General features: G+C 61.9%; 17 protein-coding genes. 8 read left to right on the forward strand and 9 right to left on the reverse strand.

The window, feature by feature from the left end; translation table 11 throughout:
- Window positions 1-581 precede the first annotated feature (581 nt).
- Genes AC07TV_RS08025 through AC07TV_RS08040 form a run of 4 tightly spaced genes read right to left on the reverse strand, consistent with a single transcriptional unit; the run spans window position 582 to window position 4,239 of the window.
- Entirely contained in the window at window positions 582-2,087 is a 1,506-nt protein-coding gene (locus AC07TV_RS08025; protein WP_494647870.1) for an efflux RND transporter periplasmic adaptor subunit, read from the reverse strand.
- Window positions 2,084-3,331: a TolC family protein gene (locus AC07TV_RS08030; protein ID WP_494647871.1), complete on the reverse strand. Its 1,248-nt coding sequence runs from the start codon at window positions 3,329-3,331 to the stop codon at window positions 2,084-2,086. Before AC07TV_RS08030 ends, AC07TV_RS08025 begins: the two co-directional genes overlap by 4 nt.
- An 8-nt stretch (window positions 3,332-3,339) precedes the next feature.
- Window positions 3,340-3,909, reverse strand: a complete 570-nt coding sequence (locus AC07TV_RS08035) for a DUF2231 domain-containing protein (protein WP_494647872.1) — start codon at window positions 3,907-3,909, stop codon at window positions 3,340-3,342.
- 12 nt (window positions 3,910-3,921) lie between these two features.
- On the reverse strand, window positions 3,922-4,239 hold the full coding sequence (locus AC07TV_RS08040; protein ID WP_494647873.1) for a copper-binding protein: 318 nt from the start codon (window positions 4,237-4,239) through the stop codon (window positions 3,922-3,924).
- Window positions 4,240-4,792: 553 nt separating this feature from the next.
- Here AC07TV_RS08040 and AC07TV_RS08045 point away from each other — a divergent pair.
- The 3 genes from AC07TV_RS08045 (at window position 4,793) to AC07TV_RS08055 (ending at window position 7,902) form a co-directional block, all read left to right on the forward strand.
- Window positions 4,793-5,572 (forward strand): PEP-CTERM sorting domain-containing protein, encoded by a 780-nt coding sequence (locus tag AC07TV_RS08045; protein ID WP_494647874.1) that lies wholly within the window; start codon window positions 4,793-4,795, stop codon window positions 5,570-5,572.
- Window positions 5,573-5,872: 300 nt separating this feature from the next.
- Complete coding sequence (locus AC07TV_RS08050) at window positions 5,873-6,544, forward strand: heavy metal response regulator transcription factor (protein ID WP_494647875.1); 672 nt, start codon at window positions 5,873-5,875, stop codon at window positions 6,542-6,544.
- Window positions 6,545-6,546: 2 nt separating this feature from the next.
- Window positions 6,547-7,902 (forward strand): heavy metal sensor histidine kinase, encoded by a 1,356-nt coding sequence (locus AC07TV_RS08055; protein WP_494647876.1) that lies wholly within the window; start codon window positions 6,547-6,549, stop codon window positions 7,900-7,902.
- A 12-nt stretch (window positions 7,903-7,914) separates the two neighbouring features.
- Here AC07TV_RS08055 and AC07TV_RS08060 read toward each other — a convergent pair whose 3' ends face one another.
- Entirely contained in the window at window positions 7,915-8,913 is a 999-nt protein-coding gene (locus AC07TV_RS08060) for a TIR domain-containing protein (RefSeq protein WP_494647877.1), read from the reverse strand.
- 159 nt (window positions 8,914-9,072) lie between these two features.
- Between AC07TV_RS08060 and AC07TV_RS08065 the strand changes: the two genes are divergently transcribed.
- Window positions 9,073-9,741: an alpha/beta hydrolase gene (locus AC07TV_RS08065; protein WP_494648123.1), complete on the forward strand. Its 669-nt coding sequence runs from the start codon at window positions 9,073-9,075 to the stop codon at window positions 9,739-9,741.
- Between the two features lie 15 nt (window positions 9,742-9,756).
- Here AC07TV_RS08065 and AC07TV_RS08070 read toward each other — a convergent pair whose 3' ends face one another.
- A complete protein-coding gene (locus AC07TV_RS08070) occupies window positions 9,757-9,996 on the reverse strand; it encodes a hypothetical protein (RefSeq protein WP_494647878.1) in 240 nt (79 codons plus the stop codon).
- Between the two features lie 60 nt (window positions 9,997-10,056).
- A complete protein-coding gene (ccoG, locus tag AC07TV_RS08075) occupies window positions 10,057-11,460 on the reverse strand; it encodes a cytochrome c oxidase accessory protein CcoG (RefSeq protein WP_494647879.1) in 1,404 nt (467 codons plus the stop codon).
- A gap of 128 nt (window positions 11,461-11,588) precedes the next feature.
- On the opposite strand from ccoG, the gene AC07TV_RS08080 reads away from it, so the two are divergent.
- Window positions 11,589-12,035, forward strand: coding sequence for an RrF2 family transcriptional regulator (locus AC07TV_RS08080; protein WP_494647880.1), 447 nt, complete (start codon window positions 11,589-11,591; stop codon window positions 12,033-12,035).
- Between the two features lie 812 nt (window positions 12,036-12,847).
- Here the strand turns inward: AC07TV_RS08080 and AC07TV_RS08085 are convergent.
- Window positions 12,848-15,166: an acetate/propionate family kinase gene (locus AC07TV_RS08085; RefSeq protein ID WP_494647881.1), complete on the reverse strand. Its 2,319-nt coding sequence runs from the start codon at window positions 15,164-15,166 to the stop codon at window positions 12,848-12,850.
- A gap of 32 nt (window positions 15,167-15,198) precedes the next feature.
- Between AC07TV_RS08085 and AC07TV_RS08090 the strand changes: the two genes are divergently transcribed.
- Entirely contained in the window at window positions 15,199-15,525 is a 327-nt protein-coding gene (locus AC07TV_RS08090) for a hypothetical protein (protein WP_494647882.1), read from the forward strand.
- A complete protein-coding gene (locus tag AC07TV_RS08095; protein WP_494647883.1) occupies window positions 15,522-18,506 on the forward strand; it encodes a PAS domain S-box protein in 2,985 nt (994 codons plus the stop codon). The genes AC07TV_RS08090 and AC07TV_RS08095 overlap by 4 nt, the downstream gene beginning before the upstream one ends.
- A gap of 122 nt (window positions 18,507-18,628) precedes the next feature.
- Here AC07TV_RS08095 and AC07TV_RS08100 read toward each other — a convergent pair whose 3' ends face one another.
- Window positions 18,629-21,673 carry a transglycosylase domain-containing protein gene (locus tag AC07TV_RS08100; protein WP_494647884.1) on the reverse strand — a complete coding sequence of 1,015 codons (3,045 nt, stop codon included), beginning with the start codon at window positions 21,671-21,673 and terminating at the stop codon, window positions 18,629-18,631.
- 571 nt (window positions 21,674-22,244) lie between these two features.
- On the opposite strand from AC07TV_RS08100, the gene AC07TV_RS08105 reads away from it, so the two are divergent.
- On the forward strand, window positions 22,245-22,562 hold the full coding sequence (locus AC07TV_RS08105; RefSeq protein WP_494647885.1) for a helix-turn-helix domain-containing protein: 318 nt from the start codon (window positions 22,245-22,247) through the stop codon (window positions 22,560-22,562).
- The last annotated feature ends 5 nt before the right edge of the window (window positions 22,563-22,567 follow it).

Below are 22,567 nucleotides of genomic sequence, written 5' to 3' on the forward strand. Positions count from 1 at the left end.
GGCGGGTAATTGGCATGGGGTTCCGCCTTGCTGGCGGGCGTACTTTCTTTTGTGTGGCCAAAAGAAAGTAGCCAAAGAAAAGGCCACCCCTGGGTCGGTGCCGGCTGCGCCGGTTCCCTGTGCTACTCGGAATGCCGGGCGGCTGCGGAACTCGGGGCTGCGCCCCTCAGACAGTCCTCGCCGACTGCCCCCGGCCTTCCTGCGTTGCTCGGCACCTCTCAAGGGGCCCGGAGGAACGATCCGGGTTTGAGCTTGGGTGCCTGAATGACTGATTTCAGTTTTGGGCGTTTTTTCCGGTTGACCGTGGAAACCGGTTTTTTGCGACGAAATGGTGAGCCCGGACGCCTTTGGGGTCCCCGTGGAAGGCGCTGAGCAACGCAGGAAGGCCGGGGGTAGTCGGCTGGCGTTGTTTGAGCCGGAGGCGAGTTTAGCCAGCCGCCCGGCGTTCCGAGTAGCGCAAGGAACCGGCAAAGCCGGCGCAGCCCCCGGGGTCGCCTTTTCTTTGGCTACTTTCTTTTGGCGAAGCAAAAGAAAGTACGCCCGCCAGCAAGGCGGAAACCCCTGCCCGACAATGGAAAGCGTCATTTCCGCGCCACCGAAGTCACCAACCATTCCCCCGGCCCTCGCTCAACAAACTCAAACTCCACCGCCGCGCCCGGCTTCAAACCCGAAACCAGCCCAGCATTCGCCAAAACAAAATCCATCTTCATCGCTGGCCATTTCAAACTGGCCACCGGCTCATGCGAAATCGTCACGCTTCCAGAAGCAGCATCAACGGCATTCAAAACCCCAACCGCCTTATGCCCAACCACCGCCGGCTTGGCTGCCTGCATCCCGCCCAACGCCGCCTTCAAATTACTCTCGGCATCAATCAGGAAATTGGCCGACGAAACCACCATCTCCCCTTCCTTGACCCCCTCCAGCACCTGCACGAATTCGCTGCCCCGCGCCCCAAGCTTCACAGCCCGCGGCTCAAATCGCCCTTCGGCCAACTGCACGATGACCACCTGCTTGCTCCCGCTATCGATCACTGCCGAGTTCGGCACGGTGACGACCGACGAAGCCCCGGCCACCCGAATCTCCACCTCGGCATACATCGCCGGCTTCAATCGACCCTTCGGATTGGCCAGTTCAATACGCACCGGCACCGTCCGCGTTTCCGCCTTCAGCGTTGGATAAACGTAAGCGATACGCCCCTCAAAGACCTCGCCAGGATAGGCGTTGATCCGGATTCGCGCCTTCTGTCCGACAACCACCGCAGCAATGTCCTGCTCGAAGACATCAGCCTGGACCCAGACGCTGGAAATGTCGGCAATCTGGTAGAGCATCTCGCCCGGCATGAAACGCATGCCCTGGACGGCTTTCTTCTCGGTGACGATGCCGGCCACCGGCGCGCGGAAGGTCAGCGTGCGTTTGGCGTTGCCGGACTGAGCCAGCGACTTGATCTGTTCGTCGGAAATGTCCCAGTTTTTCAGGCGTTGCAGGCTGGAGTCGGCCAACTGCTTCATCGCCGACTGCGCTTCGCCGCCGGCTTCGTTGAGCTTGCTGACACCCTGTGCGGCGATGGCATATTCGCGTTGGGCCGAGACCAGTTCCGGGCTGTACACCTCGAACAGCGGCTGGCCACGGCCGACCGGCTGGCCGGTGGTGTTGACGTGCAGGCGCTCGATGTAGCCCTCGAACTTGGCGGTTACCGTGTAGGTCCGGCTTTCGTCGATTTCGACCCGGCCGCTGGCGCGCACGTTCTTGTCGAGCACCTGCAGCGTGGCCGGCTCGGCCTTGACGCCCATTTTCTGGATTTTCTCGGCGCTGATCTTCAGGCCGCTGTCGCCTGCCGCATCGTCCTCGCCCTCATAGACCGGAATGTAGTCCATGCCCATCGGATCCTTCTTCGGCGTCGGCGAAGTGTCGGGCAGACCCATCGGATTGCGGTAATAGAGCAATTTCGGTTTTTGCCCTTTTTCCGGGTTGACCGTGGAAGTCTGCTCAACAGCATCCGTTTTTTGCCGGGCTAACTGATAGCCGCCGGCAAAACCACCGACGGTCAAGGCGACGGCAATAAAAATGAACAGCGGGCCGTTTTTCACAGGTCTTCTCCAAGCAGGCGTTCGATCTCGGCCAGCCGTATTTGCTGGCTGGCCTGGGCGCGCAGCAGCGCGAGGCGGGCGTTGCGGATCTGGCGCTGGGCGTCGAGCAGGGTGGCGAAATCCACCTTGCCGTTCTCGTAGCCGGCCAGCGCCGATTTGAAAGTCAGTTCGGCCTGCGGCAGCAGGCGGGTGCGGGTGATCTGCTCGGTCGTCCTGGCCCCTTCGAGATTGCTCAGGGCGGCGTTGAGGTCGCCCTGCAGCCGGTGGCCGAGCGCTTCCTTGCGCGCCGCCGCCGCTTCGAGCATGCGTTCGCTTTCGCGCTCCTGGCTGCGCCGGGTGCCCTGCTGCAACGGCAGGTTCATTTCCAGCATCAGGCTCCAGGCATCAACGCGGTTGCCGACCTGCATCGGCGCGACGCCCAGCGTCAGGTCGGGATAGCGATTGCGGTAGGCCAGCTCGCGGCTCTTTTCGGCGCCGCCGACGCGGGCGGCTTCAATGGCCAGTTGCGGGTTGGCGGCGAGCAGGCGGTCGTTCAGCACGGCGCCATCGAGCCGGGCGGGGATAGTCCGCAACGCCGCCGGTTCGGCCAGCGCCGCGCCGCTCGGCCGGGCCAGCATGGCGTTGATGAAGACCATCTGGTGATGGAGCTCGCTTTCCATGCCGACCAGTTCGGCATCCATCGCGCTGCGCTCAAGCTGGGCGCGGATGGCGTCCTGTTGCGCGGCAAGGCCGCCGGCGTAGCGGGCCTGGGCGATCTGTTCGAGGCGGCGGGTCAGTTCGATGTTCTCGCGGGTCAGTTGCAGCGACTGACCGGTCAGCCAGTATTGCGCATAGAGCGTCTTGATGCGGCTGGCCACTTCAGCCCAGGTGTCGCTGGCCCGGCCATCGGCCTGCCTCGCTTCAGCGCTGGCCACGTCACGCTTCAGATCGCGCTTGCCCCAGAAAGGCAGCGGCTGCATCAGCGTGTATTTGGTGTCGCCCGTCCGCGTCGGGTCGAGCGTCGCATTCTGGCTGCCGTTGCGCGTGATGTTTTCCAGCTCGATGCGCAGCACCGGGTCGGGCAGGGCGCCGGCCGGCTGGATGCGCTCGCGCGCCGCTTCGGCTTCGAGGCGGACCATGCGGATATCCGGACTGTGCTCACGGGCAGCGGCGAGCAACGATTCAACACTGGCGCCGGGCAGCGGCTCGGCGCCTTGGGCGGCCAGCGCGGTGAGCAGGAGGGCGAGAAGCAGCGGACGTTTCATGGGCAGCCTCAATGGCGATGGCGTTTGCCATCCTTGTGAATATGCTCGCCGGGGGCGGGGGCTGGCGTTTCGGCAACCGTTTCAGGCGTTGCCGCCGGCTGCTCTGCCACCGTCGATGCCACCACCTTCGGCGCAGCGAAAGCCGATGCCGAGACGCCGATGCCGTGCCGATAAACCATTTCGCCGCCCAGCCATCCGGTCACCCCCAGGCTGGCGGAAAGCACCAGCATGATCGGCAGCAATGCCGCGTGCGGCAGGCGTTCAGCGCGTTGGCGCAGGCCATCCCAGACGGCCAGCCCGATCAGCCCGGCCGTGCCAGCCAACGCCCAGTTGCGATGGTGGAGCATGACCAGATGACCGGCGCCGTCGTGTTCAACCGTCTCGAAGGCGTACCAGCCCAGCGCCGCCGCTAGCCCGGCGCTCAGGGCGGCGAAGAGGACCAGCAGCCGACCGCTGGCCGTGAATGTCGGATTGGCCGGCCGCAACCGGCCAAGCAGCAAGAGCAGCGTGGCCGTGACAGCAAGGGCAATCGGAAAATGGACGACCGCCGGATGCCAGTTGGGGATGATTTCAGGCATCGGCGAAGCGGCCTACTTGGCCATCTCGTAGCGGCTGACGATGGCATTGCCGCCCTTCATCTCGGCCGCGAACCTGATCTTGTCACCGGCCTTAAGCTTGCCCAGCCATGCCTTGTCGGCAACGCCGAAAGCCATGGTCATCGGCGGCATGCCGATGCTGTCGAGCTGGCCGTGCTGGATCACGACCTCACCGGCCTTGGCATCGATTTTCTTGACCACGCCATCGCTCAGCGGGGCGGATTGAACAGTGGCCGGCTTGTGCGCACCATGATCGTGCTGGGCAAAAGCGGGGAGGCTGAGGGAAAGCATGAGAGCAAGCAGCAGGCGCATGGCGGTTCCTTGGAGGATGGATGCGGCAATTCTGCGCTGCGGCGGCCGTCAGGCTGCTGACGGCAGGATTACAAATTTGTAATCGGGAAGATTGGGGTCTGCTGTCGGGGCGCTATTTGTGAGGGGGTATTGGACGGCATACGGCCAACTGCTGCCCATCAATGTCTCCTGCATGTGGCCAGTCGGAGGACTGCAAATCACCGATAGCTGTCGAGTGTTTAATGGGCATCCGATCAGCTGACACGCCGTAAGCATTAAATGCGATTGGCATATTTATGTTGCTCGAAACAGAACATTGATATCAGCCCCCCGATGCGTGGCTAGAAGGAGGCACGCAGTGCGCCTCGATGCCATGTCCGCCTTCGTCTGAGGCGCGTGCTCCTGTCGGCATTCTTTACCTTTCGGTGTTCGGGGGGACGGCACACCGAATAGGTAGTCAGCCAGAACAACGGCTTACGCGACATGGCGTGCATACTGCTTGAGGCTCGCTAGTTGCATGAACCCCTTTGTGCGGGCGTACCGCGGGGCGGACGAACGGATTGGAGAGTTGGGCATGAATGCGATGCGGAACTGGATGTTGGGAGCTGGGGTCACGCTAGTGCTGGCGAGCGGGATGGCCCCGTCGACGGCGCAGGCGGCGCTGGTCGACCGCGGCGGCGGCATGATCTACGACACCACCTTGAACATCACCTGGCTGGCCGACGTGAAATATGCGCAGACCAGCGGTTACGACGCCGACGGTCGCCTGAACTGGGCTGACGCCAATATCTGGGCGGCGAACCTCGTTTACGGCGGTTTTGACAACTGGCGCTTGCCTACGGTGGGTTCCATTGGCCCAGCCTTCAACCTCGACTTCAGCAACAACGGGACGACCGATCTCGGCACCGCGAAGACGACCACCGGCGGGAACGACGGCGGCTGGCGAGACGCGGCTGGTGTGCCAGTGTCTGAACTCGGTCACATGTTCTACGTCAATTTGGCTAACAAGGGCCAATGCATAACGAACGATGCCGATCCGGCAAGTTGTGTGATGCAGGCCGATTTTGGCCTGGTCGATGATCCGGCTAACCTTAACGACGAGAGCCTATTTATCAACTTGGATCCCTTCACGCGACACGTGACCGGCACGGCTTACGCGCCGATTCCCACCGCGGCCTGGTACTTCCGAACAGCCGTTGGTCTTCAGGAATTAACTGGTCAAGGCGCCGAGGGCTATGCTTGGGCAGTTCGTCCCGGAGACGTGCTCGCCGTACCGGAACCCGCGAGTGCGCTGTTGATTTTGCTTGGTCTTGCCAGCCTTGGCGGGTTACGGCATCGGCGCTTAAGCGCTTAGCGCGCTTCAGACTGCGCTACGAAGCGGGAGCGCAGGCTCCTGTTTCAATTTGTAGGGAGGACGTATCTGTACTACGTGAGCGCGTAACAGCATGTTTTTCGCCGAAATAGCACTAGGTGACTTTCAGAGAGCAGGTGGCGCTGCGGCTGCTTGATTCGGTGACCAGCCTTTGAACCGTAGTCGGCACGAACGGCAGCAGGGGGCACATTTCTGCCCGGTAGCCCCCGCTTTTGCGAACGCTCCGATTTTTGACGCCAGCGTAGCCAGACAACTCGCAGGCATCTCGGGCAAAATGCGGGCATGAAAATTCTCATCGTCGAAGACGAAGCGAAGACTGGCGATTACCTTAAACAGGGGCTTTCCGAGGCTGGTTTCACCGCCGATCTCGTGCGCAACGGGCTCGATGGCATGCACGAGGGTTTGGCTGGCGCCTACGACCTGCTGATCCTTGACGTTAATCTGCCGGGGCTGGATGGCTGGCAGGTGCTGAAAACCTTGCGGGCGGCGGGGCGTGATTTGCCGGTGCTGTTTCTGACGGCGCGCGATCAGGTTGAAGACAGGGTCAAGGGGCTGGAACTGGGGGCCGACGACTATCTGGTCAAGCCTTTTGCCTTTTCGGAATTGCTCGCCCGCGTGCGCACGCTGCTGCGTCGGGGGCGGGCCCGGGAGGCGGAGAGCTTGAGTCTGGCCGATCTCGAACTCGACGTGCTGAAGCGCCGGGCGACCCGGGCCGGCCAGCGTATCGACCTGACGGCCAAGGAGTTCGCGCTGCTCGAGCTTTTCCTGCGTCGGCAGGGCGAGGTGCTGGCGCGCAGTTTCATCGCCTCGCAGGTCTGGGACATGAATTTCGATTCCGACACCAACGTTGTCGAGGTGGCCATCCGCCGTCTGCGCGCCAAGGTGGACGACGACTTTTCGCCGAAACTGATCCACACCCTGCGCGGCATGGGTTATGTCATGGAAATCCGCTGATCGTGGCCGACTGGCGGCATTCGATTGCGCTGCGTTTGTCGCTGGCCTTCGCGCTGCTGGCGACGGTGGTTTTCGCAGCGCTTGGCGTCTATTTCAGCCGCGCCGCCGATGCCCACATGGCCGAACTGGATGCACATGACCTGTTTGGCAAGCTGGCGCTAATTGGCCATGTCGGCGCGCAGGAAAAATCGGCCGAGGGCTTTGCCGCGCGCCTCGGTGACGCCCTGATCGGCGCGCACGGGGTGATTGTTACGGTCAACCGGGAAAAAGGGCCAATTTTCAAATGGCCGACGCCCGAACTGGCCGAGCCGCTGGCCGCCGCCAACGTCGCGCTGGGCCGGACGCCGGTCCGGCTGGTGCTGGGCGATGCCGAGTACCGGGTCATGGCCGCCGACATCGAAACCGCCTGGGGCGAATCGGCACGCGTCGTCGTCGGCCGCGACATTCGTCACCACACTGATTTTCTCGACGAGCTGCAGCATGATTTCCGCTTCGCCATTCTGGCCGCCGCGCTGCTCACCGCCATCGTCGGCGCGCTGGTCGTTCGCCGCGGCCTGCACCCGGTGCGCGCCATTGCCCGCGCCGCCGGCCGCATTTCGGCCGGGCAGCTGGCCGAGCGTATCCCGGAGCAGAATGTGCCGCCGGAACTGGCTGAACTGGTCACTGCCTTCAATGCCATGCTTGGCCGGCTGGAGGACTCGTTCAAACGTCTGTCGGATTTCTCGGCCGACCTCGCCCACGAGTTGCGCACGCCGATCCACAGCCTGCGCATGCAGACCGAGGTGTCGCTGAGCAAGGCGCGCCATGTCGATGAATACCGCGATCTGCTGGCCTCGAATCTTGAGGAATACGAACGCCTGGCGCGGATCATTGCCGACATGCTGTTGCTGGCCAAGGCTGACCACGGCCTGCTCGTGCCGCAGACCGAGCCGCTGGCGCTGCGCCCGCTGTGCGAACGGTTGATCGAGTACTACGGGCTGCTCGCCGAGAACGTCAGCCTGCAACTGGTCGGCGACGATATCACGGTGAGTGGCGACCGCCTGATGCTGGAACGGGCCATCGGCAACGTGCTGGTCAATGCCATTCATCACACGCCGGCCGGCGGTTCGATTGTCGTCACGGTCGGGGCGGTCGACGGCATGGCCGAGCTTTCCATTGCCAACTCCGGGCAGCCGATCCCGGCCGAGGCGCTGGATCGGGTATTTGACCGCTTTGTCCGGCTCGACTCCGGTTCGGAAGGGACAGGACTCGGCCTGGCCATCGCCCGCTCGATCGTGCTCGCCCATGGCGGCGAAATCGCCGTGCGCGTTGGCGAACAGGCCACCGAGTTTTATTTGCGCCTGCCTTCCCGCACCTGAATTTCCTGGTTCTTACCAGTCCTCAAGCGTCCTGACGACCACGGTGCGGAGCTCCTTTTCCTTGCCGCTGGTCATCGTCCTGATGTCCTCCACGTCATCTACCCGGTGGAGCTGGACGCTCTTGACGGCGGTTTTCTCCGGCCGGGTTTCGTCCACGTCCCAGAACTTGCCTTTGCCTCTGCTGGCAGGCTGACTGACATCACGTGACACCGTGAATTCCATTTCGCCAAAGCCATGGAATTGATCCTGCGGTTTGGCAATGGCGCTCTCGGGATACCAGCCCTGCCAGTGGTAGAGAATCTTCTGCTCATCCCTGTCAACGCGGGCGACCAGGCTTTTCCAGTTCGCCATCAACGTGCCTTTTTCATCATAGGAGATGCCTCGCATCTGAACGGTGCCGTAGATTTCATCGGCATCGATCTCAAGGAAGCTGAGCCAATGCTGGCCGTTGATGGTGATGCGCTCCCACCATGCACCTTTGACTCGGTCGACGAAGGCACGATTGGCTGCCTGTGCGGCGCGAACCTCCGGGCTGAGCTTGTGGCGGCTGCCCAGCGTCATGATGCGTTCGGCGACCAGCCCGCATTTGGCGCCGAGTGCAGCCTCAAGGTCGCCGTCCGCGGGGCGCTTGAAGCTCGCCGAATGGATGCCGAGCAGGTCGCTGGGGAGTTTGAGATCGGGCCTGTCCTCCTGCACCAGATAGCAACGCTCGCGCCCGAGAGCGCCCATGAACAGGCCGAGTTCGAAGATGACGTTGTCGCGCGGCGAGAGCTTTTCCTTCTTGCGGCTGGTCGTTACATCGTCAGGCGTCAGCACCAGAATGGCGAAATCAGCCTCGTCGGCAATTTTTTCCAGCGACTCGATGTAGGTCGCGCTGAGTTCGAAGGCGAGGGTCCATGGTTCGATGTCGGCAGTTTGACCAAGCTCGCCTTGCAACAGCAGGCGCACCGCATTGACCACCTCCAGCCCCTCCGATGAAGAGGCAATGAATACTTTTGATCGCACAGGCATGCGCTACTCCATCGTCAAAAAACGCCAAATCGGGCAAGCCGGGCCTCATTAAACTAGCATATCGGTCCCCGGCTGGATAGCGCACCGGGTGGCCAAGCGCGGCGACATTGCGCATACTGGCTGCCTGAAGAACGCGAGGAGACTGCCTTGGAAATCGACATGCCGCCGCTCGAAGTCGAAACCGCCGCCAACCCGGAGTACGCGGTGATCTGGCTACACGGACTGGGCGCCGACGGCTCGGATTTCGTGCCGGTTGTCCCCGAACTCGGTTTGGCCGCGTCGCCTGCCGTACGTTTCGTCTTCCCCCACGCACCCTACATCGCGGTGACCTGTAATGGCGGCTACGTCATGCGCGCCTGGTACGACATCATTTCGCTCGACAGCACCAGCCGGCGCATCGACGAGGCGGGGATCCTCACTTCCCGCGAAGCCTTGCGGCGCCTGATTGATCGTGAAAAAAGCCGGGGAATTCCGGTTGACCGTATCTTCCTCGCCGGTTTCTCGCAGGGCGGGGCGGTGGCCTACACGACGGCGCTGACTCATCCGGAAAAGCTGGCCGGGATCATTGCCTTGTCGACCTACATTCCATCACCAGCGCTGCTTGCCGAAGACTTGGCCGGCGCCAACCGCAATATCCCGATCTTCGCCGCCCACGGCACGGCCGACGATGTCGTTTCGCCAACGCTTGGCCTGGCCGCCCGGGATTTGCTGATTGAGCGCGGCTATACAATCGACTGGCACGAATACCCGATGCCGCATTCGGTCTGTCTGGAAGAAGTCTGGGCCATCGGCCAGTGGCTCGCCGAGCGGATGCGGCAGCTGGCCTAAGCCAGCGCGCGCTGCTTACTGGCTTTTGCTGCTCTTGGGTTTTTCGGTGTCGGTGATCGAGTGTGCTTCTTCATCCGCCGCATGGAGCAGCCAGATCAGGTCGCTGCCCTGCACCGGCATCGGGACCATCTGGTTCCAGCTCCAGCGAAACACCGGGCCGTAGGGCACGTATCGGGCCAGCACGTCGCCTTGTTCGGTGACGCCAAAGAACGGTAGCGGCGAGGTGATGAGGCTTTTCAGTTGGTCGTTGGTCATGATGGGCTTCCTTTCGGAGAACGGATTTTCTGCAGTGTGGCTGCTGACCTGATTCTAAGCTCATGGCATCCAGAATTTCGAACTCTCGGTCACGGCGACCTTCGGGTCGGCGACATCGGCCACGCTGAAGGAGATCGGTGCCGCGCCCGAAGGCGTGGTCCCCGGCTCGGCGCTGACAATCGCAGTCTGGGTGCCGATCTCGCCGCCCGGAACGGTGATTTCGCTGTCGCTGGCCAGTCGCGCGCCATCGAAACCGGCGATGCTGATCCGGAATTTCCGCGTCTGGTCGCCCGTATTCATGATTTGCAGGCGATACGAGTTTTCGATTGAGCCATCATCGGCTTCGCGTGACAGCACGTTGCGGTCTTTCAGCACATTGACCTTGAGCGGGATGCGCGTGGCCAGCGACCAGGCCATGGCCGTGGTCAGGGCGACGAGGATCGCCGTGTAGATGATGACCCGCGGCCGGGCGGCGCGGCGAATGATTTCCGTCGTCGTGAAGCGCATGGTCACGGCGTTTTCTGTCGAATAACGGATCAGGCCGCGCGGGTAGTCCATCTTGTCCATCACCTGATCGCAGGCGTCGATGCAGGCAGCGCAGCCAATGCACTCGTTCTGCAGGCCGTTGCGAATGTCGATGCCGGTCGGGCAGACCTGGACGCAGATGCCGCAATCGACGCAGTCACCGAGTCCCAAGGCCTTCGGATCGGCTCCCTTGGCACGGGGGCCGCGCGCATCGCCGCGTGCCGTGTCGTAGGCGATGATCAGCGTGTCGGGGTCGAACATGACGAACTGGAAACGGGCGTAGGGGCAGATCTGCCGGCACATCTGATCGCGCAGGAAACCGGCATTGCCATAGGTGGCGAAGGCGTAGAAGACTACCCAGAAGGCTGACCAGGCGCCGGGCGACAGCGTGATCAGGTCATTGACCAGATCACGGATCGGCATGAAATAGCCGACGAAAGTGATCCCGGTCCACAGCGAAAAGAGCAGCCAGGTCGCGTGCTTGGCGCTCTTGAGCGCAAGTTTGCGCATCGACCACGGCGCGGCATCGAGCTTGATGCGTTGTGGGCGCTCGCCTTCGATCATTTTCTCGAACCACAGGAAAATCTCGGTATAGACCGTCTGCGGGCAGGTATAGCCGCACCACAAGCGCCCGGCCACGGCGGTGAACAGGAAGAGCGTGAAGGCGCCGAGAATCATCAGCAGGACAAGATAGATCGTGTCCTGCGGCCAGAGAACGAGGTCGAAGAAATAGAACTTGCGGGTGTCGATGTCGAACAGGACAGCCTGCCGGCCATGCCAGGGCAGCCAGCACAGGCCGTAGAAAACGATCTGGGTCAGCCAGACGAAAATCCAGCGCCAGCGGGTATAGGGGCCGCTGATCGAACGCGGGTAAACCTTGGCATCCGGATCAACGACAGGCTTAATTTCAATGATTTTGCGGGGGGAGGGCTTGGCCATTATTTTCCGGGCACAACCATGCGAACGGATTGCGCCGCGTGTTGGCATAAGATATAAATAAAATGAATCTTGATGCTACCAATCAAACCTCTCATAAGCAATATTTTGGATGTATCTTATAAACAGCCATGCGCCTGAGCACTTTTTCCGATTACAGCCTGCGCGTCCTCATGTATCTCGGCGTGCAGGACGACCGGCTGGTCACCATCGCCGAGATCGCCGCTGTCCACGACATCTCTAAAGCGCACCTCATGAAAGTGGTGCATCAACTGGGCCTCAATGGCCATATCGAGACCGTGCGTGGCAAGGGGGGCGGCATCCGGTTGGCTCGACCGCCGCGGGAGATTGTCGTTGGCGCCGTGATCCGTCAGTCGGAAAGCGATTTCGCAATGGCTGAGTGCTTTGCGGGTCAATCTTCATGCCGGATTCACGGTGGCTGTGGTTTGCCGGGCATTCTCAACGAGGCACTGAGTGCGATGTTTCTTGTGCTTGATGGTTATACGTTGGCGGATTTGTTGCGGGGGCCGGTTTGGTTGGTGCCAGGGTTTACGGAGTCGGCTGTTGCCGGGGATTGAGTTCGCTCATTTTGCGATTTCCAGTTTAATTGGCACGGGGTTCCGCCTTGTTGGCGGGCGTACTTTCTTTTGCTTCGCCAAAAGAAAGTAGCCAAAGGCTATTGCTAGCGCAGCTAAAAGGTGACCCCGGGGGCTGCGCCGGCTTTGCCGGTTCCTTGCGCTACTCGGAATGCCGGGCGGCTGGCTAAACTCGCCTCCGGCTCAAACAACGCCAGCCGACTACCCCCGGCCTTCCTGCGTTGCTCAGCGCCTTCCACGGGGACCCCAAAGGCGTCCGGACTCGCCATTTCGTCGCAAAAAGTCGGTTTCCACGGTCAACCGGAAAAAACGGCCAAAAATGAAATTTTCCGGACGCCCTTAATCGCCCGGCACCCGTCACTCCCGCGCAAGCGGGAGTCCAGGATGCTGGATTCCCGCCTGCGCGGGAATGACGGCACCGCTGCGTAGCCACGGATCGTTTTACCGGGCCCCTTGGAAGGTGCCGAGCAACGCAGGAAGGCCGGGGGCCTTCGGCGAGGACTGTTTGAGGGGCGCAGCCCCGAGTTCCGCAGCCGCCCGGCTTTCCGAGTAGCGCAGGGAACCGGCGCAGCCGGCACCGACCCAGGGTCGCCTTCTTCTTTGGCTACTTTCTTCTTGGCGAAGCAAGAAGAAAGTACGCCCGCGCCTCAAGCGCGGAAAACACCGCTGACGAAGGGAGGCCAATGCATCAAGGGCGGAACCCCAAGCTAATTAAAGCCGCCCCAGCAGCAGCATCCGGATATCCGCTTCAAAAAAATGGCCGGACAAAGCCGGCCATCATCCTCAGCACCCGATCAATGTCGGCTCTGGATTTCCTCGATGTAACCAAGCATCCCGGTCTGGATGTTGCCCGCATTTCCTTCATCGGTGTCGATATGCATGGCCAGGCGGAAGGCCGGATTGACCCGGACGACGACGTCGCCGAAGATCAACTGGCGTTCGCCTTCGATGCGGACGCGGACGACGTAGTTGTCGCGGACATGGAAGCGCATGGCGTCTTCCGGCGTCATGTGGATGTGGCGCTGGGCGCAGATGACACCGCGTTCGATGGTTGTGCTGCCGTAAGGGCCTTCCAGTGTCACGCCCGGCGTGCCGGCAAGGTCGCCGGACTGGCGGATGGGCGGCTGGACGCCGAGCTTGAATTGCTCGGTCATGGCGATCTCGACCTGGGTTTCCTTGCGTGTCGGGCCGAGGACGCGGACCTTGGCGATCCGCCCCTTGGGGCCGACGAGATGGACTTGTTCTTCGCAGGCAAACTGGCCGGGCTGCGACAGTTCATGCATCGGCGTCAGTTGATGGCCGGGGCCAAACAGTTTCTCGACATCGGCCTGCGAGAGGTGGGCGTGGTGGGCCGAGATTTCGACCGGGATCGGTGCTTCTTCGGGCTTGGCAGCCAGCAGTAGCGCGTTGCGCTCGATGGAGCGCAGGGTTTCCCAGGCGACCAGACGCTCGTCGTCATTGGCGACGACGAGTATGGTGACCGGCGAGTCGTCGGCCGAGATGATGGCGAAATTGTCGACGCTGCCCAGATTGCGGTTCTTTTCCTCGTCGAGCTTGATGCCCATGAATTCAAGTCCCTGGCAAGCCAGGCTGCGCACCGTGGCGCTCGTTTCGCCGACATCGCCGGTGAAGGCCAGAACGTCGATACCGCCCATCGCCGCAACGTAGGCGCCGATGTTCTTGCGTACCTGGTAGCAGTACGCCTTGTGGGCGAGCAGGGCGCGGTGGTGGCCGTCGGCAGCAGCAGCCTCGATCTCGTGGATGTCGCTGGAAATGCCGGAAAGGCCCTTGAGACCGCTTTCGCTGTTGATCAGCGTTGATAGCTGCTCGGGCGACATGTGGTGTTTTTCCATCAGGTGAATCATCACCGCCGGGTCGATGCTGCCCGAACGGCTCGGCATGATCAGGCCGTCCGAGGGCGTCATGCCCATGGTCGTGTCGATCGAACGGCCGTGGTCGATGGCGCACAGCGAGGCGCCGATGCCGAGGTGGCAGGAGACGATTTCCAGCTCGCCAAGCGGGCGTTTGAGAACTTCGGCCGACTTCAGCGAAACGTAGCGGTGCGAGGTGCCATGGAAGCCATAGCGGCGGATGCCGTGCTGCTTGTAAAGGTCGTAGGGCAGGCCGTAGAGGTAGGCGTAGGGCGCCAGCGTCTGGTGGAAAGCGGTGTCGAAAACGGCAACCTGCGGCACGTTCGGGAACAGCTTGAGGGCGACGCGGATGCCGGCGACATTGACCGGATTATGCAGCGGTGCGAAAACCGAAAGTTCCTCGATGTCGGCGATCACGGCCGGCGTGATGACCACAGAGCTGGAGAACTTGTTGCCGCCATGGACGACGCGATGGCCGATGGCACTGACCTCTTCCGGGTGGAAGGTGAAGGCATCGCCGAGCAGGGCTGTCGCTTCCTGGATGACCTTGAACAGGTCGGAAAGCTTGAACGGGGCGTGGTCGATGGCCCTTTGCTGGGTGCCGACCTTGACGGTGATCCGGGTGACCTGCTGGTCGGCGTGGTCGATGATGCCGTGCACATCGGCGCCGCTCTCTTCGGTGTTGTAGATGCCGAAATGAATCTGGCTGATGCCGACGTTAAGGACGACGACCTTGCCCGGCTCGTTTGTCTGCAGCGACAGCGCATACGGGTCGCGCGAGCGGACGATGGCATTGGCCTGGGCGGTGACCAGATCGACCGACATGGCGCGGGTGCGCTCGGCGAGCAGGCGCGACAGGTAGCCGACAGCCTTCGGATTGGTCAGGATGTGCGTGTTGAAGACGTCCTGCGGAATCATCAGCACGAAGCAGCGGTTTCCGGCGATGACGTCGGCAACGATGCGGTCGCCGGTGAGCAGCGACATGACGCCGAAGACGTCACCGACGCCAAGCTGGGTGATGACGGCGCGGGTACCGGTGTTGTCGGTCATCGAGATCTCGGCGTGGCCGCTGATCATGACGCCGATGAAACGGCCTTCGTCGCCGGTTTCGAGGATGGCTTCGTTGCCTTCATAAGTCGCCAGACGGGACTTGATGACGATTTCCTCGACCTTGTCGGCCGGGAAGTTTTCGAACAGGCGGACCTGCTCGAGGAAGAAGCGTTTCAGATCGATTTCGCTCATGCTGTTTTTCCTTGCCTTGAAGGCATTATCTTATGCCTGCAAGACTACCATTTTGTTGCGCTGCAGCAAAGATTTTGCTGTGGTCAGGCGTCGCGGATTCTGGTGAATTGCAACATGTTGCGCGCTCAACAGTCCGCCCCTTGCCAATCATCATCGCGGCAGCATTTTTTCAGCTGGCAGGGCGATTCATCGCTAAGATTGAGCTATTCGAAAAAAGCCAAAAGGATGCATCTCAATGTCCTCCGTCAGGTTTCAGCTTCGACTTGGTGAACAGCCTGCAACCTTGTCGGTCGGTGATGGCGTTTTCGCATTGCTTGGCTTTTCTTCAGAAGAGTTTACCAGTGGAAAAATCGCCTTGAGAGAGCGGTTTCACGCCGATGATGCAGACATCGCGGAACTGGTTTTCAGCCAGATTGTGCCGGTTGGCGAGCAGACCTTCAATGCGCGAGTCCGCCATGCGGCGGGTGGCGTAATCTGCGTTCGCGGGCGGCTCGGCAAGGCCTTTGCGGAGTCGGGGCAGTTGCAGGCTGAACTTGATCTTGAAGATGCCCGCACGCTGTTTGACGGGCAGCGAAATGAGCCGATGATGGCCAATTTCGTGGCCATGATGGAGAACACGGATGACTTCATCTACTTCAAGGATAGAAACCATGTCTTTACCGGTGCCAGCGAGACGCTGGTATCGATAACGCATTCAACCGGACACTGGACTGATCTGCTGGGCAAGACCGACTACGACGTCTTCCCGGAGGCCTACGCCGATATCTATTACCGGCTGGAGAAGCAGGTATTCTCGGGGGCCGAAGTCGCCCGTGAGGTGCAGGCCTATGTGAGCAATCAGGGGGACATGGGCTGGGTCGACAACCGCAAGTATCCGCTACGCAACGCGCAGGGCGAGATTGTCGGGTTGTTCGGCGTGGCCCGCGATGTGACCGATAAAATCATCGCCGAGCAGGCGCTGCAGCGCCAACGCGAGAGCCTGCAGCTGATCCTCGACTATGCGCCGATCGGTATCTGGCTTCAGAACGGCAAAGGCCGGATGAGCTTCGTCAACCGGGCATTCTGTCAGGCCACCGGTATTTCCGAAGCGGCTTTCCTTGCCGTTGACCACTATGGCGAGCTGATTCCCGAGGCGTTTCGTCAGCAATGCCTGACCTCCGACGTCAAGGCGCTGGCCAATCCGGGTGTCAGCGTGACGCATCAGCGGCTTCCTTTTGTCGATGGCAAGATCCATGACTTGCGCGTGATCAAGGCCGTCAAGCGGGATGAATCGGGGGCGCCCGTGGCGCTGGTCGGACTCAGCCTCGACATTACCGACGAGTTGCACCAGGAAGAGCTGTTGCGTCGGGAAAGGGATTACAGCCAGAACGTGCTTGATACGGTCGAGACACTGATCGTTGCCCTGGATCTCGACGGGCGGGTCATGTCGATCAACCGGAAAGCCGGCGAGGTGCTTGGCTATCTGTCGCAGGAGCTGGTTGGCCTGGACTGGTTTGAAACCTGTCTGATGCCCAGCGCTAATCCGGAACGCCGGCGGGCCGCGATCTACGATGCAGTGGTATTGGCCGAAAGCCGAACCGATTATTTTGAGTACCCCGTCAGGACCCGCAGTGGCGATGTCCGCCTGATCGGCTGGCATGCCTGTCCGATCCGCGATGAGCACGGCCGGATCATCGGCGGTCTCGGCGCCGGCGACGACATTACCGAGCGGCGAAGCGCCGAAGCCGGGGCTGAGATGGCTCTCAGGCTTTCGCAGCAGCGCTTTGCCACAGCTTTCAATGCCAGTCCGATCGCCGCCTCGATCGCCACTGCTGCCGAAGGGCGTTTCATTGAAGTGAATCGCAATTACGAACGGGATTTTGGCTGGGCGCCGGCCGATCTGATCGGCCGCACCACAATCGAAATCGGGCTTTGGCCTGATGAGGCAAGCCGAACGGCTTGGGCTGACGTGCTCCGGCGTGACGGCCGCGTGGTCGACTGGGAAACGAACTGGCTGCACAAGGGGGGTGAGCGCAGGCAGGTCAGTATTTCAGCCGAGATTACGGATCTGAATGGCGAGGCTTGCATTCTCGGCTTTGTTACCGATGTGACCGAACGACGCCAGGCCGAGCGCATCCTGCGCAATCACCATGCCGAGCTGGAAATCGAGGTTCGCGAACGGACGGCAGAGCTGGCCGAGGCGAAGGATGCGGCGGAAAAGGCCAGTCTTGCCAAGAGTGCCTTTCTGGCCAACATGTCGCATGAAATCCGGACGCCGCTCAATGCGATTTCCGGCATGGCGCATCTGATCAGGCGGAACGGCCTGACTGACGAACAGTCACAGCGTCTGAGCAAGCTGGAGATGGCGAGCGAGCATCTGCTGAGCACCATCAATGCCGTTTTGGAGCTTTCCAAGATCGAGGCTGGCAAGTTCGCGCTCGAGGAGCGGGAGCTTGATGTCGACGCTTTGCTCGCCGGGATCATGGCGATTTTCCGCGAACGGGCTGGCGAAAAGGGCTTGTCGCTCGTTCTTGATGCCCGGTTGCCCGATTGTCTGTTGCTTGGCGACGCTACCCGGCTCAGCCAGGCCCTGATGAACTATGTCGGCAACGCCATCAAATTTACCGACTCCGGTCGGGTAAGCCTGTGCGCCCGGTCTGTTGCAGAAGACGATGAAGCGGTCGTTCTCCGTTTCGAGGTGGCCGATAGCGGGATAGGCATTCCGCAGGAAGCCCTTGGCCGATTGTTTTCGGCTTTTGAGCAGGCCGACAATTCGACCACCCGTCGCTATGGTGGTACCGGCCTTGGGCTGGCCATCACGCAGAAACTGGCGCAGATGATGGGGGGCGAGGTTGGCGTCGAGAGTTGCGACGGTGTGGGCAGCACCTTCTGGTTTTCGGCGCGCCTCAAAAAGGCCGGGCAGGGGGCCGGGACAGTACAGGCAAGGACGGCCGAGACGGCTGAGGCAACGCTGCGTAGAGAGTATGCCGGGCGCCGAATCCTGCTCGTTGATGATGAGCCGATCAATCAGGAAATCGCCCAGGTGCTGCTCGAGGATGTCGGCCTGCGCGTCGACCTGGCTGCCGATGGTCGTCAGGCGGTCGAGAAAGTCGAGGGCGCGGCTTACGATCTGGTTCTGATGGACATGCAGATGCCGTCCATGGATGGACTTGAGGCAACCCAGTGCATTCGCCGGATAGCGGAGCGGACGACGCTGCCCATTCTGGCCATGACGGCGAATGCCTTTGTTGAAGATCGTGAGCGTTGTCTGGCGGCCGGCATGAACGATTTCATCACCAAGCCGATCAGTCCGGATCACCTGTTTTCGCTGGTCCTGCGTTGGCTGGAAAAGCGCGCGTGAACGGCCGGGGTGGCGCCGTCACCTGGCGCCACTAGTCGCCATTTCATTTTTGGCCGTTTTTTCCGGTTGACCGTGGCAGGCCGCAGTTGGCGGCAGTGCCACGGTTTCCCGGCCGCTCTACGTCAGGCGCCAGCCTTGCACTTGCCTTCGGCGGCCGGGCGATCGGCAATCAATGGGCGCAGGGCCGGTTCCATCTCCTTCATGATCTGCACCGGCAGGGCCGAGGTGAAGTCGTAGCCGGCGGCCTTCGCGCCGGGAACGAAGGCGGTGACGACGCCGTAGAAACGGTCGCCGATGTAGAAGGCGAAGGTGGCGGCGCGGTTCATGACCTTGGCGCTGCGCACACCACCATCGGCGCCGATGACCTTGGAACGGTGGTCGCCGGTGCCGGTCTTGCCGCCCATGACGAGTGGTTCTTCTTCGTGGTCGCGGTAGGTGTCCTTGATGCGCCGGGCCGTGCCGCTGTTGACGACGCGGAGCAGGGCGCGCCGGGTAACCTGGGCGACCTCGACCGGCATGACGCGTTGGCCGGCTTCGTTCTGCTGCTGCAAGCGGGTCTCGAACGGCGTATTGGTGGCAAAGCGGAGTTCGTCGATGCGTACCGTCGGCCGGCGGATGCCGTCATTGACGACGATGCCCATCAATTCGGCCAGAGCGGCCGGGCGGTCGGCCGAACTGCCGATCGAGGTGGCCAGCGAGGGCACCAGATGCTCGAAGGGGTAACCGAGGCGGCGCCACTCTTCGGCAATGCGCTCGAAGGCGGCGACTTCGACGACGATGTCGATGCGCACCTGCTGGGCATGCTTGAAGCGCGGCGCGAACAGCCATTTCGAGGCGTCGCGGCGGGCTTCGACGCTGGCCGGGACGATGTCCTTGAGCGTCGCTTTCGGATCGCTCTGCAGGTGGCGGACCAGCCACAGTTCAAGCGGATGGACGCGGGCCAGGTAGCCCTGGTCGGCCAGGTTGTACTGGCGCGTGGCGTGCATGTCGAACAGGCGGCGCAGGCCGGCGTCGGTGCCGGCCCGGTCGCCGAGCTGCTTGCGCATGAAGGCGGCAAAGCTGTCGAAATCGCTCTTTGGCAGCACGCTCAGGTAGGCGGCGGCTTGCGGGACGGGCCGCGACGGCACGGAGTCGCTGAGCACTTCGAGGCGATCGGCCGGGGCGACGTCGCGGTACTTGTGCCAGTACGTGCGCAGGAAGCCGAGGCCTTCGCGCTCGGCGAAGCGGTTGAGGAAGGCCTGGCGGGTCTCGTCGTCATCCTTGTCGCGCAGGCCGCGGGCCGGGGCATCGACGGCCTCGTAGGCGTGGTAATGGACGACGTCGTGCATGATGCGTACGAAGGACAGATTGACCGACTGTTCGAGCGCTTCGGCGACGCTCGGCACCTTGCTGTCGTCTTCATGCTTGAAATTGCCGAAGCGATGGATGCCGCCGCCGGTGAAGAAGGTGGCGCCGGGATCGGCCGAATAACGGCGTTCCATGGCCGCTTCGAGCAGTGCTTCTAGGGTCGTTTCCGGCTTGGCGCGCAGGATGTCGATGGCCCAGTTGCTCAGGCGGTCGGCCGGATGCTGCTTGAGCTTGGCCAGTTCTTCCGGTGGCGTCTGGCTGTAGCGCTTGTGCAGATCGGCGACAACCAGCAGGTAGGAAACCAGGGTCCGGAACTTGGCGCTGGAGCCGAGATCGAGCTTGGTGCCGGCGTTGATGTCGAGCGGCTGGTCGAGGTTGTCGGCCTGGATGCGCAGGACGTTGGCGGTCGGCGTGCGCTCGTAGAGCGTCAGGCTGTAATTGACCTGTTTCGGGTCCCCCTTGGCCAGCAGCCGACCTTCCTTGAGGCCGGCGCAGGCCAGGAAGGTCGGGTCGGCCAGCCGGTTGAGGACGCGCGTCACCGCTTGCTGGCTGGGGCCGTCGAGGGTGCTGTGCACGGTCAGGTCGTAGCGGTCGAGGGCGTAGAGGTTCTCGACGTTGAGCAGATCGCCCAGCGTGCCGCGGATTTCATTGACCGCCTTGCGCTCGACGAAGGACACCTCTTCGGCCGGCCGGGCCTGGCGGGCCGGGCTGATCTGCACGAGCAGGGCGGCTTCGCGCAGGTCGGTGGGGATCAACTGGTCGTCGGCAAGCAGGCGGATGTAGCTGTCGGTGAGCGTGTTGAGGCGCCCCGTGGTGTCGCCGAGCAGGCCGGACGGGCGGCGCTGGGCGACAAAGAGCGAGAGCGCCTGCTTGAAGGCCTTGGCGCGTTGCCTCAGATCGGCCTTGGGGTCGGCCAGCAGTTGGTTGATCTGGCCAAAATCCTGGCCGTACCACGCCCACAGACCGTCGCCCAGGCCATTGACCTCGCCGTAGCCGGGGATGCCGCCGAGCGGCACGGAATTGACGAAATCGAGCACGATCCGGCGGCGGGCCGGCAGATTTTCTTCGCCGTCCTGGTAGGCGCGCAGGGCGGCCGACATCATCTGGTGATACTTGTCCTTGCTGTCATGCGTGCGGCCGCCGGGCGAATGGCGGAATTTCTCGATCTGCGTGGCCAGCGTGCTGCCGCCGGCCCGGCCGCCACCGAGACCAACCTGGCGGGCTGCCTGGCCGGCCGCAACGCGGGTCAGCCGGCCCCAGTCGACGGCCGGATTGTGTTTTGGCGAATTGGCGTCGAGCAGATCGCGGTTCTCGATGAACAACAACGCCTCGACGAGCACCGGTGGGATGGCCTCGAAGCTGGCGTACTGGACGCGCGGGTACTGGCTGTCGTAGAGCGGTTGGTCGTTGCGGTCAAGGATGGTCAGACCGGCCCGCGATTTCTCGCGGTAAATCGGGAAGTGACCGCGTCCGACGATGGCGCGAAAGCCCTCCGATTGGCGGGCCTGGGCGGCAATGGTGAAACCGGCATTGGACAGGCGCGGCAGAAAGGTGTTGAGCTGGGCATAGCCCAGGCGCTGCTCGTAGGGGCCGCTGCTGGGCAGCCAGATGTCCTTGTCAGCGCCGGGTTCAACGGTCCATGTTGACGTTCTGGCCCGTTCGGCGAAGTGGCTGGCCTGGAGGAAGGACTCCTCAAGCTCCACCCAGGCTATGCCGGCGAGGGCGGTGCCGGCAATGATGAGTCCAAGTATGAGATGAAATTTCCGGCGCTGTGGCCGGGGTTGAAGCAGGTAACTTTGTTGCGGATCGATGCGGGACATGAGTCTGGGGGCTGGAGCTTTATGAATCTGTCAGGCCGAAATTCGGCCCGACGCGGTGCTTTGGTCGTTGTAGATACGGTGCAATCGTAACCCGTTTGAGTGGTCGCGCAATAAGTGTCTCAGGGTAAATCCTTGGTTATTTTAAAATGCCTTGTGCATTCTTGTCGTCGGGGGCTGGACGCTCTCCGCTTCGGCGCGTCGCTCTTGCTCGTAAAGGCCTTGAAACAGAGGCTGGGGCATTTCAATTTTGGTCGTTTTTTCCAGTTGACCGTGGCAATCAAGTCTTTTTGCCGAAAACTGGCGCTCCGCGCGGCATCACCCTTGCGCAGCAGGCCGGTGGCTTCCCGGCGCATGCTCGAAACTGGATTCCGTGCCCGGAGAGCACGGCCGTTTATTTTATAAATCGGCGTTTAAGCGCATTATATTACGCGTAAATCGATTTTTTGCAGTTTGAGCGTAATATAGTGCGCGTAACGGATTTTATGTTATGTGATAAAGTGCGTCAAAAAATGCGCGTAGTATCGTATTTTATTTATTGTGCGCCTAATCATGCGCGTTACAGAGAATTGACATGCAGACCAGCCACACGCTAGCCGAACTCGAAGCGATCCTGGGTGAACAGGTTAAAAAGCTCCGGTTGAGCCAAAATATCGACCAGACTTTGCTGGCCGAACGGGCCGGGATCAGTCGCCGGGCGCTGCAGAATCTCGAGGCGGGGACGGGCTCCAGTACCGCCAGCCTGCTCTCCGTGGTGCGGGCGCTGGGTAGGGAAGACTGGCTGACGCTCCTCGCGCCGACCACCACCATCAATCCGCTCAACATGGTTCGCGCCCGTCGTGAACGGCTGCGGGCAACCTCAGTCCGCGCCAAATCGTCCCCGGCAAAATAAGACGA

The sequence above is a fragment of the Azonexus sp. GW821-FHT04F04 genome, from assembly GCF_059420025.1.

What these genes read in the sequence shown, in the direction of transcription:
- AC07TV_RS08030 (WP_494647871.1), bottom strand. Translation starts at nt 3,331, where the DNA reads ATGAAACGTCCGCTGCTTCTCGCCCTCCTGCTCACCGCGCTGGCCGCC.
- AC07TV_RS08035 (WP_494647872.1), bottom strand. Translation starts at nt 3,909, where the DNA reads ATGCCTGAAATCATCCCCAACTGGCATCCGGCGGTCGTCCATTTTCCG.
- AC07TV_RS08040 (WP_494647873.1), bottom strand. Translation starts at nt 4,239, where the DNA reads ATGCGCCTGCTGCTTGCTCTCATGCTTTCCCTCAGCCTCCCCGCTTTT.
- AC07TV_RS08045 (WP_494647874.1), top strand. Translation starts at nt 4,793, where the DNA reads ATGAATGCGATGCGGAACTGGATGTTGGGAGCTGGGGTCACGCTAGTG.
- AC07TV_RS08050 (WP_494647875.1), top strand. Translation starts at nt 5,873, where the DNA reads ATGAAAATTCTCATCGTCGAAGACGAAGCGAAGACTGGCGATTACCTT.
- AC07TV_RS08060 (WP_494647877.1), bottom strand. Translation starts at nt 8,913, where the DNA reads ATGCCTGTGCGATCAAAAGTATTCATTGCCTCTTCATCGGAGGGGCTG.
- AC07TV_RS08065 (WP_494648123.1), top strand. Translation starts at nt 9,073, where the DNA reads ATGCCGCCGCTCGAAGTCGAAACCGCCGCCAACCCGGAGTACGCGGTG.
- AC07TV_RS08070 (WP_494647878.1), bottom strand. Translation starts at nt 9,996, where the DNA reads ATGACCAACGACCAACTGAAAAGCCTCATCACCTCGCCGCTACCGTTC.
- ccoG (WP_494647879.1), bottom strand. Translation starts at nt 11,460, where the DNA reads ATGGCCAAGCCCTCCCCCCGCAAAATCATTGAAATTAAGCCTGTCGTT.
- AC07TV_RS08080 (WP_494647880.1), top strand. Translation starts at nt 11,589, where the DNA reads ATGCGCCTGAGCACTTTTTCCGATTACAGCCTGCGCGTCCTCATGTAT.
- AC07TV_RS08085 (WP_494647881.1), bottom strand. Translation starts at nt 15,166, where the DNA reads ATGAGCGAAATCGATCTGAAACGCTTCTTCCTCGAGCAGGTCCGCCTG.
- AC07TV_RS08090 (WP_494647882.1), top strand. Translation starts at nt 15,199, where the DNA reads ATGCCTGCAAGACTACCATTTTGTTGCGCTGCAGCAAAGATTTTGCTG.
- AC07TV_RS08100 (WP_494647884.1), bottom strand. Translation starts at nt 21,673, where the DNA reads ATGTCCCGCATCGATCCGCAACAAAGTTACCTGCTTCAACCCCGGCCA.
- AC07TV_RS08105 (WP_494647885.1), top strand. Translation starts at nt 22,245, where the DNA reads ATGCAGACCAGCCACACGCTAGCCGAACTCGAAGCGATCCTGGGTGAA.